This is a genomic window from Capnocytophaga sp. H2931 (genome assembly GCF_002302535.1).
Lineage (GTDB): Bacteria > Bacteroidota > Bacteroidia > Flavobacteriales > Flavobacteriaceae > Capnocytophaga > Capnocytophaga canis.
The window spans coordinates 697,501-711,723 of sequence record NZ_CP022381.1; the positions used below are offsets into that span (position 1 = coordinate 697,501).

A 14,223-nucleotide genomic window follows, 5' to 3' on the forward strand; every position below is an offset into this window, starting at 1 on the left:
CTGTAGTCCCAGGCAGACTCGAACTGCCGACCTCTACATTATCAGTGTAGCGCTCTAACCAGCTGAGCTATGAGACTGCATCTTTTTAGCTATTAGCTATCAGCAAATAGCAATTAGTCTATATAACTTCTAAACACTAATCACTAACCTCTAATTAGCCTAGAAATATCGACTGCACAAGATTTAAAGAATATCCTACAATTACTCTCATAAAGGTATTTCTCTAGAAAGGAGGTGTTCCAGCCGCACCTTCCGGTACGGCTACCTTGTTACGACTTAGCCCCAGTCACTAGTTTTACCCTAGGCAGCTCCTTGCGGCAACCGACTTCAGGTACCCCCAGCTTCCATGGCTTGACGGGCGGTGTGTACAAGGCCCGGGAACGTATTCACCGGATCATGGCTGATATCCGATTACTAGCGATTCCAGCTTCACGGAGTCGAGTTGCAGACTCCGATCCGAACTGTGACCGGCTTTATAGATTCGCTCCTGCTCACGCAGTGGCTGCTCGCTGTACCGGCCATTGTAGCACGTGTGTAGCCCAAGATGTAAGGGCCGTGATGATTTGACGTCATCCCCACCTTCCTCACGGTTTGCACCGGCAGTCCCGTTAGAGTGCTCGACTTAACTCGCTAGCAACTAACAGCAGGGGTTGCGCTCGTTATAGGACTTAACCTGACACCTCACGGCACGAGCTGACGACAACCATGCAGCACCTTGAAAAACGTCCGAAGAAATACCTATCTCTAGGTACGTCGTTCCCCATTTAAACCTTGGTAAGGTTCCTCGCGTATCATCGAATTAAACCACATGCTCCACCGCTTGTGCGGGCCCCCGTCAATTCCTTTGAGTTTCACACTTGCGTGCGTACTCCCCAGGTGGGATACTTATCACTTTCGCTTAGCCACTCAGTCCGAAAACCAAACAGCTAGTATCCATCGTTTACAGCGTGGACTACCAGGGTATCTAATCCTGTTCGCTCCCCACGCTTTCGTCCATCAGCGTCAATCGGTCGTTAGTAACATGCCTTCGCAATCGGTGTTCTGTGTAATATCTATGCATTTCACCGCTACACTACACATTCCAGCTACTTCACAACTATTCAAGACATACAGTTTCAAAGGCAGTTACTCAGTTGAGCTCAGTGCTTTCACCTCTGACTTATACGCCCGCCTACGGACCCTTTAAACCCAATGATTCCGGATAACGCTCGCATCCTCCGTATTACCGCGGCTGCTGGCACGGAGTTAGCCGATGCTTATTCATACAGTACCGTCATCAATCTACTCGTAGACCTTATTCTTCCTGTATAAAAGCAGTTTACAACCCATAAGGCCGTCATCCTGCACGCGGCATGGCTGGATCAGTCTTCCGACCATTGTCCAATATTCCTCACTGCTGCCTCCCGTAGGAGTCTGGTCCGTGTCTCAGTACCAGTGTGGGGGACATCCCTCTCAGAACCCCTACCCATCGTAGCCTTGGTGTGCCGTTACCACTCCAACTAGCTAATGGGACGCGTACTCATCTTTTACCACCGTAGCTTTAATTATTTAATGATGCCATAAAATAATACTATAAGGTATTAATCCAAATTTCTTCGGGCTATCCCTTAGTAAAAGGTAGATTGTACACGTGTTACGCACCCGTACGCCGGTCTAGGGAGAGCAAGCTCTCCTTACCCCTCGACTTGCATGTGTTAGGCCTGCCGCTAGCGTTCATCCTGAGCCAGGATCAAACTCTTCATCGTTAAAAATCTTTAATATCGTAACCTTTAACAAATAAGTAATCGACTCTTAGGATAATTCTTTAAATCTTATTCTTGTGCTGTCAACAATTTTTTCAATGAACTTTATTACTCTTCGCTTTTAGCTACTAGCTAACAGCTATTAGCTCTCAAAGCGGGTGCAAAGATAATAACTTTTTATCTTTACTTCCAAACTTTTTTCAAAATATTTTTTTTGAACTTTTCGCTTCCCGCTGTAAGCTATACGCCATAAGCTAATAACCAACTGCCTTTCGAAAGCGGGTGCAAAAGTAATACTTTTTTCTAAACTACAAAAACTTTTGCAAACTTTTTTTCAAAATATTTTTTTGAGCGTTTTGCTTCGCGCCGTAAGCTATACGTCATAAGCTAATAGCTAACTGCCTTCCAAAGCGGGTGCAAAAGTAATACTTTTTTCTAAACTACCAAAACTTTTGCAAACTTTTTTTCAAAATATTTTCTTGAACTTTTCGCTTCCGCTGTAAGCTATACGCCATAAGCTAATAGCTAACTGCCTTCCAAAGCGGGTGCAAAAGTAATACTTTTTTATAAACTACCAAAACTTTTTAAAGTTTTTTTTTCAAAAATTTTTTTTGAGCGTTTTGCTTTGTGCTGTAAGCTATATGCTATAAGCTAATAGCTAACTGCTTTTCCAAAGCGGGTGCAAAAGTAATACTTTTTTCTAAACTACCAAAAGTTTTGCAAAGTTTTTTTTCAAAATATTTTTTTGAGCGTTTTGCTTCGCGCTGTAAGCTATACGACATAAGCTAATAGCTAACTGCCTTCCAAAGCGGGTGCAAAAGTAATACTTTTTTATAAAACACCAAAAGTTTTGTAAAGTTTTTTTGAAATATTTCTCATATATTATCTTATCATACTTATTATCAAAAACTTGTAAATGAAAAATTAGAATGTTACTCTTTAAAATACTTATTAATACCGTAAAATAACTTATTCTTGGGTCAAAAACTTTTCAATACGGGATTGGGTGTTATTTAGTTATTGAGTTTTCAAAAGATAAACAACTATCATTGTATATTTAATGATGACAGCTTATCTTATATATGAGTAATAATATAAAGGAATAAGTATATACTTATCTACAAATCTCTCAAAATTTACCTATATTTCCCTAACATGTGTCATATAAACCTTGGTAAGTTTATAATTCTTAGAAAATCTAAAATAGTCATTTTTGAAATATTATTCCGATATTTGCTCAAAAATTAGAGTTTGAAGCAGAATTTAATTCGTAAAAACTCTAACGAAAAAAACTGAGTAGACGTATAATAAGTTAACAATAAGCAGAAAATGACAATACAAATCCCTATTCCAAACCTCCTCGCCGACCCAACTTCTTTCCTCGAAAAGGAACTTTTACAAATAGAAGGCGTTGTAAGTGCTAAAGTAGAAATCAACAATCAGCGGGTGGTACTAGATACCAAAAACCTAGAATCAGTAGCTTTGGCAGTACAAAAAATAAAAAAATTAGGCTATAAAGTACCCATTACTCAAGCAACATACCCCGTCCTTGGCATGAGCTGTGCGGCTTGTGCCAGCGGAGCGGAAAATATTGTAAATCAGGCGGAAGGCATCGTATCGGCTTCGGTAAATTTTGCTACGGGCAATCTCACGGTGGAATATCTTCCGAATGTAACAAACATTGCCGAAATCCAAAAAGCAATGCAAAAAGGTGGATACGACCTGCTCATCGAAGAGGAAAAAGAACAACAACAAACCCTCGAAGCCATTCACGAATACAAGCTCAAATCACTGAAATTCAAATCGTTTTGGGCGATTATTCTGTCCTTTCCTGTGGTGATTATCGGGATGTTTTTTATGGATATGCCCTATGGCAACGAAATTTCGTGGTTGTTTGCTACCCCTGTCCTATTTTGGTTGGGTAAAGATTTCTTTGTGAATGCGTGGAAACAAGCCCAGCATCGCACCGCCAATATGGATACACTCGTGGCACTCAGCACAGGAATCGCTTATCTTTTTAGCGTAGTAATGATGATTTTTGCCGAGCATCTACACAAAATAGGTATCCATCCTCATGTGTATTTTGAAGCAGCATCGGTGATTATCGCCTTTATCTTATTAGGAAGATATTTGGAAGAAAAAGCCAAAGGAAATACCTCTACCGCTATCAAAAAACTAATGGGATTGCAACCCAAAACCGTGGTAGTACTCCATGAAAATACCGAAAAAATCACACCGATAGAAGCGGTAAATACAGGGGATATTATCCTCGTGAAACCCGGTGAAAAAATTGCAGTAGACGGCATCGTAACGCAGGGAAACTCATTTGTAAATGAGAGTATGCTGAGTGGCGAACCTGTACCGGTACAGAAAAAAGAAGGCGAAAAAGTCTATGCAGGAACCATCAATCAAAAAGGAAGTTTTCAGTTTCAGGCAGTGAAAGTGGGCAAAGAAACGCTCCTTGCTCACATCATCAAAACGGTACAAGACGCCCAAGGAAGTAAAGCCCCTGTACAAAAATTAGCAGACAAAATCGCTGCTGTTTTTGTTCCTACGGTTTTGTCTATTGCGGTACTCACATTTGTACTTTGGGTAGTTTTAGGTACTGAAAATCAATGGGTACAAGGTTTAATTTCCGCCGTTACGGTATTGATTATCGCTTGCCCTTGTGCCTTGGGATTGGCTACTCCCACCGCCATTATGGTAGGCGTGGGCAAAGGAGCCGAAAACGGTATCTTGATTAAAGATGCCGAAAGTTTGGAGACTGCTAATAAAATTAATGCCGTTATCCTTGATAAAACGGGTACGATTACGCAAGGAAAACCGCAAGTTACTGATGTCCTTTGGCTAAATAACGATAGCTCTGCTGAAAGTATTCTTCTAAGCATTGAAAAACAATCCGAACATCCATTAGCAGAGGCGGTTGCACTTAGACTCCACTCGGTAACCACTGTTGAAATATCTGATTTTGAAAGCATCACAGGAAAAGGAGCAAAAGCAATATTTAATGATAAAATGTATTTCGTAGGCAACCAAAAATTGCTGCTCGAAAATCATATCAATATTGATGCAAAGCTACTTGAAAAAGCCAACGAATGGACACACCAAGCCCAAACCGTAATTTGGTTTGCCGATAGTGAAAAAGCATTGAGCGTTTTGGCAATTTCGGATAAAATTAAGGAAAATTCCGTCCAAGCTATCCAAGAATTGCAGCAAATGGGGATTGAACTGTATATGCTCACGGGCGATAACGAGGCTACAGCAAAAGCTATTGCCCAACAAACGGGCATCGAACATTATCAAGCAGAAGTTTTGCCACAAGACAAAGCAGACTTTGTAAAAAAACTGCAATCTCAAGGAAAAGTAGTAGCCATGGTAGGCGATGGCATCAACGATAGTACGGCACTTGCCACGGCAGATGTGAGCATCGCAATGGGAAAAGGCTCTGATATCGCAATGGATGTTGCCAAAATGACGCTCATTTCATCAGATTTAACCAAAATTCCACAAGCTATTCGCTTATCAAAACACACGGTAGCAGCCGTTCGTCAAAATTTATTTTGGGCATTTATCTACAACCTCATCGGTATTCCCATTGCGGCAGGGGTTCTCTATCCCATCAACGGTTTTCTGCTCAACCCGATGCTTGCCGGTGCAGCAATGGCGATGAGTTCTGTAAGCGTGGTAGGAAACAGTTTAAGGCTAAAGAAAAGCAAACTATAAACCTATCTCATACAAAAATCCCTCTCCGAAGTTTAGCCTTTGGAGAGGGAAAACGAAATCATTAGTTCATTTCAATACTTCCTCATATTCCCCCGTTTTCCTACATAAAAGGCAAAAACAGTTGCAAGCGCTGAAAAAACATGATTCTTTATCTGCTTAATATTATAACACCCCCAGAATGAGAGCTATATTAAATCTATTTTTCTTCTTTTTTACCTCCTAAAATACCTTTTAAAAGTCCTTTTGCTTGATTTTTAACTTCCTCTTTAGCTTTCTCTTTGACATCGTCTTTGACCTTGTTTATAGTACTGTCTCTTTTTGTTGTCAATCCCTCAATAAGTTGATTAGCTTTTCCTGCAGTAGTTGAATCTGTTTTAGATGAAATCAATCCTTTGAGGGCATCTGTTCCTTTATCTTTAAGATTATTAATTTGATTTTTAGCTATTTGAGAAGCTAAATTGGCCACTGACTGTTTCATATCGGTTGAAATTTTAGGGTTGTCGAATGTCCCTCCAAGTAAGGCAGTTATGGCAATGTTATCTACCTTAGCTTGATTTCCTGTGAGTTTGGTTAATGTTGCACTTGCTTCACTTCCCAACATTTGTGGTGGCAGGTTAAACACCACATTGTAGTCCATCACTTGGTCAAAACCATGCGTTCCAGCTACATCAATCGACATATCTTTATATTTCACTTTAAACGGTTCTACATTTACCTTACCATCTTTGAATTTCCCTGTTACTTTCAAATCTTTCAAACTCAATTTTGAGAAATCCAAACTTTGAAAATTTGAAGCTAAGGAAGTCAATAGTTTAGACTCTTCGCTCTTAACTTTCGAATCGACCAAAGCTGCGGAAATATCCCCTGAAAGGGTATTCAAATCGGGGGTCATATCATCTTTCAAATTCCCTGTAACGTTAATTACTGTATTTATTTTCCCTTGCAAAACCTTAGAAATTGGAGCTATTTTTGACAGCATTTCCATCTTTGTAAATGCATCTACAATATTTAATTTCGACATATCCAAGCCCATTGCAAAAGTTGGCACAGCCTCTTTAGTTGACGCATCTCCGCTGATGGCTACATTTCCTCCGAAGATATCGGTTTTTAAATTCTCCAAACGTACTTTTTCTTCTTTGATAATCAATCTTCCAGAAGTGTTTTTCAACTCTAAATTGTCGTAAATTACCGTTTCAACATTTGCAGTAAATGTACAATCCAAAAATGAAGGGATTTTCAAAACTGATGTTGTTGATGAAGCTGTTGTTACTTCTTTAGACTGACCTTTCGTAGGATTTTCTGTTGGATTGGTTGCGGGTTGCATAAAATCTGCTATTACTATTTTATTAGATTTCAAAGCAAAATTCCCTTTCAAAACATCATTTTTGAATAGAAATCCAAATAAATTATCCAGACGCCCGTTAAGTTTTAAATCAGAATCTCCGACATGTGAAATAAATTTACTCAATTGAATGTGAGCCGTTGAAAAATCTAAGTTTGCTTCGTCAATATGGAAAGGTTTCACGAATTCTTCACCTTCATAAACGAACTGCTGTAAAGATGCAACTCCTTGATTTTTAACATTTTCAAACTTCTGTTTTTCAACCGAATTCATATCTAATTCGGTGGTTATATCGGCTTTAAAAATTCCTTTCAATTGTTTGTCTAAAGATATAGGATAGGCTTGTGAAAGATTTGCTAAATTTACCGTTCCCTTCAATGCAGCATTTACTTTCGGATTGTCAACTACGTTGTACACATGGGCTTTAGCTGTAAAATGATCTTGATCAATAGTCATTGTAAATTTATCCAAATTGACTTGAGTATCATTCATAATTCCCGTTGTATTTTTTACTTTCAAATCAATGTTGATATTTTGTATACTTTTGGGTAGATCAGGATACTTTAATGAAGCTTTTTGAGAGGTCATTTCCATAGCAAATGTTGGTATTTTATCCCCTACCATGTCCCCTTTGACATTTCCTTTTAGTGTAAAATCGCCAGTAGTTTTCACTTTTTCAATTTCTTTGGAATACGCCTCTGGAATTAACGCTAAGAAACTTTGAAAACTGTTTGACGGAGCATTAAAAGTTAGGTCATAATGCTGTCCGTTTTCTAATAATTTTACAAATCCATCGAAAACGAGCTCCAAACGATTAATAATTGCTTTGTTTTCCTTAAACGTATACTTTTGCTGATTCAAATCAATTCCTAAAATAGCATCCAACGAAACGGGAATTCTATTCATAAAATTGCTTTTGTCCATCGAAAATGATATTTTCAGATCGGTCTTCGTATTCAAATCTAATACTTCGTTTTCAAAATTTCCTTTTCCAGTATGGTTCAGTTCATCCAAAAGCAAATGCATATCACCATCGTCATTCTTGAATGTAAACTTCATGTTTTCAATATTATAAGACTGTATCCCTAACTTGAATGGGGTGGACTGACTTTCCTTTTGTGTTGTTTCTGAAGGCAAAGCTATATCAAAATTTCCCTGCCCTTCTTTATTCATATGAATGAAAACTGACGCATCTTTCAAATCGAAGCCTAATATGTTGTAATTACCTGACAACAAATCGGTCACACTTACTTTAACAGCTAGTTTCTGTGCTGTAAATAAAGTATCCCCTACGAACGGTTCTTTGTTGACTATACTAAAGTTGGTGAGGGTAACATCAGCCTTTGGAAAGCTACGGAATAAACTGAGAGAAACATCCTCTAATGAGGCTGTTGCATTGATATTTTCATTAACCAAGCTAATGGCTTTTTCCTTTATCTTATCCTTGAAGAAAAATGGAATAGCTACCATAGCCAACACAAGTAGCACAACAAAAATAACTGTGATTTTCAAAAGTTTTTTTACTATTTTCATAGATTTTGTTTTTAAAAGATTATTATGTAATTATTATAAATAGCCTCGACCTATGTAAACTGTTGAAGAATAATCAACAGAAACAGTACATAAGTCGAGGCTACAAAAAAAATGTAATTCCGACCTTCGTTTCACCCCATCAAAGTCAGGAGCAAGGCAAAGGTACAAAAAATATTCTTACTTCAATATGGGAGCCAAAACTTCTGGTTTCCCATCAATATTTTCAGGATTATCTACTCCTAAAATTCTGGTTATTAATGGATATACATTGACATTTTCGAAGGTATGAACTTTGTAACCTTTCTTGATTTTAGGCCCTATAGCATAGAATATACCGCCCATATCAGGCGTTACATAAGGGTCATAACCGTGTGTTCCCCATTTATTTTTCAATCGTGTTAGCGGATGATTTGCTCTGTGAATCATATAATTAGGAGCATCAACCACTAAAATAATATCTCCAATCTGTGAACTTTTTGAATAATGCCAGTGAGCAGGAGTTTCTTCTCTGTAGTATATCTTGACCTTTGCAGGTAACTCAGCTTTCAAAAGGTTGTAAACCTCAGCTTTATCGGCAGGGTTGTTGACATAAACCTGAGCGTGCATCCCATTGCTAATGATATTCGCCTTGTCTTTAGTTGCTTTGATGACTTCTTCCAAATTTATAAAAATATCTTGGGAGGAATCCATTTCAATCATCCCGTGGTCAGACACCACAATGGTGTAAATAGGCAGATTGATGTCTTTAACTTTTTGCATAATAAGTCCTAACAATCGATCAGCTTCCTGTACGGTTTCTCGCATTTTTGGAGAGTTTGGCCCAGAATTATGACCTTCCGTATCTACCAATGAAAAGTAAAGTGTGACGAATCGAGGACGTTCATTTTTAGGTAATTGAAACCAACGAGCTACTTCATCAATCCGAGCTTCATTGGATACTTTTCCGTCATAATCATAGTAATAGGTTGGATATTCTCCTCGAATAGGAGCCTCTGAACCAACCCAAAAATAAGATGCTGTTTTCATTCCTTTGGACTGTAACCATTGCCAAAGTGGATATCCTTGATAGTAATGAGCATCTTGTACCTTAGCTCTATCACCGATGGCATAAACTGCATCACGACCACGATCATAAAATTTGTTATCTACTATACCATGATTACCAGGATACATACCTGTGATAAGAGAATAATGGTTTGGAAAAGTTTTACTTGGAAATGAAGATAATAGCATTGGAGTTGTAGCTCCTTCTTTTGCTAATTTCTTGAAGTTAGGAAGATTATACTTTTCTGCATAATCGTGTCGAAAACCATCGAAAGATACAAACAGCACATAGTTCTCCTCGACCTTACTGACACCTGTCTTAGATGGGTTACATCCAATGAAAAGTAATGAAATTAATAAAAAAATAAATCTTTGAAAGTATATTTTTTTCATGTGAATTAAATTTGTAAATAGTTATATGAATTTTCAAATCAATATCGAAAATGTGTCATATCATAATCGACTATTAATCCAAAGTCATTCAATAGTCGTTGACTATCTCTAAATTAAAATACTTTGAGTATATGCACCAAAATATAGAAATCGTTAAATGAAATGACCTGTCGCAACATTTCCAAAGATTTTTATATCCAAATTCAATTTGTTATTAATAAAGACTTCGACTACACCAAACTGACAAATCACTGTGTGTCAACTAAGGGTAGTCGAAGCCTATTTCAAAATATTATTGCCTATTTGCTATTAAAATGTATATCTCAACCCGAAACTCCAAGTACGTCCGAATCCAAAATAAACACGGTTGACTGTGGATATACCTTTGTATGTTTCTCCTAATTCGTCATAGGTTTTGGAATTTGGTGCATTGTTGTATGTTTTAGGTACATCGTTTGCGTGAATGTTATCATATGATTCCGCAATATAGTAAGTGTCAAATAAGTTATCTATATGAGCCGTTATTGTAATTGATTGGCTGTCAGTTATTTTTAATTTATATGACATACTTAAATCAAACAAATTGTAACTTGGCAACAATAAAGCTCCTTTATCCGCCTGAGTTTGACTATCAAAACTGGTTACGTTCAATGTTCCGTAAAGATTACTTACATAACGCCAATCAGCATTGAATTTTAATCCATCAAAAGGGATAACGGTAGCTCCTAATGATGCTGTTTTTTGTGCTGATTCACCCACTTTCACTTTATCCAAAAACAGGGTAATGTATTCAGTACTACCATCAGAAAGCACGTTGCCGTTTTTGTCAATCAACTCGTTACTTTCATTAAATAGACTACCCTGTGCATTACCTTCATAGAACCAATCTCCTAATGATAAAGCTCCTTTAAATCGAAGATAATCCGTTACCTTTACATCTGCTTCTAACTCAATTCCTTGATGAATTTCGGTAATGCCCAATATGTTTGCATAACTATCTGGCACGTTTCGCAAGACTTTTGATTTTCTTACAAAACGATCTTTCCAAGAAGTTCTGTAAGCATTCAAGTTCACATTAGCAAAACTCGATTTAAAGCCATATCCAGCTTCCATACCCAAGACTTTTTCGTTCGTTAAGTTAGGGTTTAAAAAGTTTTTATAGTTCGGATACACAGCATTGAAAAAAGGTTGTTTTGAATAGTAACCAATATTAGCAAAAACATTGTGTTGCTCATTGATATTGTAATTTACTCCTCCTTTGATGTTATATCCTAAAATATCTTTAAATCCTGTTTTTCTGTCCATCGCCGTAGTAGGATTGTTTCGAACAGCCAATTTACCTGATTTTATAAATTCATCTATACGCTGAAAACCCTGTATAGAGGAAGAACCTTGTAAGAAAGCAGAAAAATCATCGTCAGAATATTCTAATTGGGCAAACATTCCCATCCAACGTACTTCTCCATCGTTGCTGTAATCTACACGATTTTCCAAAGGATGAACACTTGCAAACGGATTGAAACTGGGTTTGTCACTGTAAGTAGTAGAAACTTGATACCCACCTACAACATTTTCATTTTTAGTCTCCTTGAAAGAAGGTGCTCCCCAAAGGTCAGTAATCACTCGATAGTGGTATCCGTAGTAATACCTTCCGTCAAGCCCCATATTGAACGTGAAATTTTTATCAATTTTATGGTTGAAATTGGTTAGGAAACCATACCAGTCGTGCGAGTTTACATTGGCGGTACGCACTAGGTTACCTGCTGTTGAAGTTCGGTTTGCTTCTACAATTTTATCAAAGTCGTACAGACCTGTGCTGGCATTTCTAAAATCTCTTAGGCGCTTTCTGTTGATACCTCCATAATCTCCTGAACCAAATCCACGTCCGAATGAAGCATAAACTACGGTACTCAAAGCAGAATAATCGTTCATTTTCCAATCCCAGTTAAGCATCATCACTGGCTTGTGATAAGCGTTGCGACTATATGCATAAGGTTCACTATTCAAATATCCCCAATCAGAATTGTATTTCCGATTTGGCTTATCAGCAGAACCAAATTTGATAGCATCGGAAATCGTCACTGACGAATAACGTTGGTTGTGCCACTGCGGAGCTCCCGTCATCATAAATTGAAAATTGTGTTTGTCCGAAGGGGTGTAGCCCAATGCAAAAAAGTAATTGTATCCTTCAAATTCAGTTCGGTCTGCGTATTTTTCTCCTGCATTTCGGCTTAATAAAATGGAAGATGACCACCCTTTTTCGCTTTTACCAGTATTATATGCGGCAGTTATTTTCATTTCGTGGTTACCATCATTGTTTCCGTAACTTCCAAAAACGCTTCCTCCTTCTTTCATATCCGAAGTGCGTGTGATGATATTTATAGTTCCCCCAACCGAAGCTATGGCTAATTTAGAAGCTCCTAAACCACGTTGTACTTGCATTGCCGAAGCGACTTCCGAAATACCTGCCCAGTTGCTCCAATATACCTTACTATTTTCCATATCGTTCACGGGCATTCCGTTGACCATCACAGCAATGTTTTCATTACCAAAACCACGAATGTTAATTTTAGAATCTCCAAAACCACCTCCTGCTTTGGTAGCATAAACTGATGGGGTTCTGTTTAAAATCTCGGGAAATTCTTTATTTCCTAATTTTTCAACAATTTCAGATGCACGAATGGTAGAAACCGCTACAGGCGTTTGTCTTTCCTTCGCTATATCCAATAAGACACTCCCAGTAACAACAACCTCTCCCAAACTCTCAGCGTCGGATTGTAAGGTTACATTGATATTAGCCTTACCGCTTGTCAATTTGAAAGGTACTTGTCTTGTAACAAATCCTAAATAAGAGATTTCCAAAACTCCACTGTCACTGTCCACTTGCAATGAAAATTTTCCATCAGCATCGGTAAATACTCCTTTGGTAGTTCCTTGAATGAGTACATTAGCTCCCAAGAGCGGTGCGTTAAACTCGCCATCAATGACCTTACCGGTAACTATTCCCTGAGCATAAGTCATTGTAGCACATAAAATTAAGGCTAAATTTAAAAACCAATTTTTCATTTTGTTTGTGTTAAATATTAAAGTTAGTTTGATGCGACAAAAATGCATCTTTTCACGAAATCATATATTAAGTGAATGTTAAGTATTTCTGACAGCAATCCAAAAAAAGCATAAAACATCCCCCTGATATGTAATAGGGAATATTTTATGCTCTCTACCCATCCGATTTATTCTAATGGTTATCTATCGGCAACTTGCTTTCAAATACTCACGGTTCATACGCGCGATATTTTCTAAAGAAATACCTTTCGGACATTCTACCTCACAAGCTCCTGTGTTGGTACAGTTCCCGAAACCTTCCAAATCCATTTGGTGTACCATGTTCATCACACGATCAGCAGCCTCTACACGTCCCTGTGGAAGCAATGCAAATTGTGACACTTTTGCCGCTACAAACAACATCGCTGATGAGTTTTTACACGTTGCCACACAAGCTCCACAACCAATACAAGAAGCGGCATCCATTGAGCGGTCAGCATCGAATTTCGGAATTGGAATCGCATTAGCATCTTGCGTATTTCCCGAAGTATTTACTGAAATATATCCTCCTGCTTGTTGGATACGCTCGAAAGCAGTTCTGTCCACAATCAAGTCTTTAATTACAGGGAAAGCGGTTGCTCTCCAAGGCTCAATAGTGATAGTGTCACCGTCGTTGAACATACGCATATGCAACTGACATGTAGTAATTCCGCGGTCAGGCCCGTGAGCTTCCCCATTGATGAAAAGCGAACACATACCACAGATTCCCTCACGACAATCGTGGTCAAACGCAACAGGCTCTTCACCTTTGGCTACCAAACTTTCATTAAGTATATCCATCATCTCCAAGAACGACATATGCTCGGAAATATCGGTTACTTTATATTCTACCATACGACCTTTTTCGTTGGCGTTCTTCTGTCTCCAAATTTTTAATGTTAAATTCATTGTGCTTAGGATTTAGGGAGATTAGGAAGTAAGAATGATTAGATATATAGAATTTTCAGTTTTTTGGGTCGCTTTGGATATTATCTCTGGATTTCATTTTGAAAATCATCGAACCTATCATTTTTCCTATTTCAGAAATGAGTTCTTCTATATGACTGTCCGATGAAAAACCCAATCCTTTTGCTATATATATTTGAGTTTCCAATTCAAAAAGAGAGCCTTGTGCTATTCTTAAAAAGTTTAAGCAACTTCTCAAAGAGGCTCGTCCCCAACCTTCTGCTATATTGGATGGTATCGACACTGCACTTCGGCGAATTTGGCTTGTTAACCCAAATTTTTCTTCCTCAGGAAATAAGCGAGTTACTTCATATACTCTCTTGACTAAATCCATTGATTTTTGCCAAACGACTAATTCTTTATATGACGTAACTTTATTTAACATTGTTACAAACC

6 protein-coding genes, 1 tRNA gene and 1 rRNA gene are annotated in these 14,223 nt (G+C 38.0%); 1 reads left to right on the plus strand and 7 read right to left on the minus strand.

The annotated features are described in order from the left end of the window. Positions 1-3 precede the first annotated feature (3 nt). Both CGC52_RS02940 and CGC52_RS02945 read right to left on the minus strand, forming a co-directional pair. Positions 4-77, minus strand: a tRNA-Ile gene (locus CGC52_RS02940). A gap of 150 nt (positions 78-227) precedes the next feature. Beyond that, positions 228-1,745: ribosomal RNA gene (locus CGC52_RS02945) — 16S ribosomal RNA — on the minus strand. A 1,326-nt stretch (positions 1,746-3,071) separates the two neighbouring features. Here CGC52_RS02945 and CGC52_RS02950 point away from each other — a divergent pair. Continuing rightward, positions 3,072-5,465, plus strand: coding sequence for a heavy metal translocating P-type ATPase (locus tag CGC52_RS02950; protein ID WP_095893394.1), 2,394 nt, complete (start codon positions 3,072-3,074; stop codon positions 5,463-5,465). 196 nt (positions 5,466-5,661) lie between these two features. On the opposite strand, the gene CGC52_RS02955 is transcribed toward CGC52_RS02950, so the two are convergent. The 5 genes from CGC52_RS02955 to CGC52_RS02975 all read right to left on the minus strand — a co-directional run bounded on the left by CGC52_RS02955 (position 5,662) and on the right by CGC52_RS02975 (position 14,212). Continuing rightward, entirely contained in the window at positions 5,662-8,340 is a 2,679-nt protein-coding gene (locus CGC52_RS02955; RefSeq protein ID WP_095893395.1) for an AsmA family protein, read from the minus strand. 177 nt (positions 8,341-8,517) lie between these two features. After that, positions 8,518-9,777: an ectonucleotide pyrophosphatase/phosphodiesterase gene (locus CGC52_RS02960; RefSeq protein ID WP_042009158.1), complete on the minus strand. Its 1,260-nt coding sequence runs from the start codon at positions 9,775-9,777 to the stop codon at positions 8,518-8,520. Positions 9,778-10,086: 309 nt separating this feature from the next. Continuing rightward, entirely contained in the window at positions 10,087-12,843 is a 2,757-nt protein-coding gene (locus CGC52_RS02965; RefSeq protein ID WP_095893396.1) for a TonB-dependent receptor domain-containing protein, read from the minus strand. A 183-nt stretch (positions 12,844-13,026) separates the two neighbouring features. Continuing rightward, on the minus strand, positions 13,027-13,770 hold the full coding sequence (locus tag CGC52_RS02970) for a succinate dehydrogenase/fumarate reductase iron-sulfur subunit (protein WP_042009162.1): 744 nt from the start codon (positions 13,768-13,770) through the stop codon (positions 13,027-13,029). Positions 13,771-13,825: 55 nt separating this feature from the next. Next, positions 13,826-14,212 (minus strand): four helix bundle protein, encoded by a 387-nt coding sequence (locus tag CGC52_RS02975; RefSeq protein ID WP_018279739.1) that lies wholly within the window; start codon positions 14,210-14,212, stop codon positions 13,826-13,828. Between the last annotated feature and the right edge of the window lie 11 nt (positions 14,213-14,223).

Excerpts from the sequence above, each read along its gene's own strand:
- CGC52_RS02950 (WP_095893394.1), top strand. The coding sequence starts at position 3,072 with ATGACAATACAAATCCCTATTCCAAACCTCCTCGCCGACCCAACTTCT.
- CGC52_RS02955 (WP_095893395.1), bottom strand. The coding sequence starts at position 8,340 with ATGAAAATAGTAAAAAAACTTTTGAAAATCACAGTTATTTTTGTTGTG.
- CGC52_RS02960 (WP_042009158.1), bottom strand. The coding sequence starts at position 9,777 with ATGAAAAAAATATACTTTCAAAGATTTATTTTTTTATTAATTTCATTA.
- CGC52_RS02965 (WP_095893396.1), bottom strand. The coding sequence starts at position 12,843 with ATGAAAAATTGGTTTTTAAATTTAGCCTTAATTTTATGTGCTACAATG.
- CGC52_RS02970 (WP_042009162.1), bottom strand. The coding sequence starts at position 13,770 with ATGAATTTAACATTAAAAATTTGGAGACAGAAGAACGCCAACGAAAAA.
- CGC52_RS02975 (WP_018279739.1), bottom strand. The coding sequence starts at position 14,212 with ATGTTAAATAAAGTTACGTCATATAAAGAATTAGTCGTTTGGCAAAAA.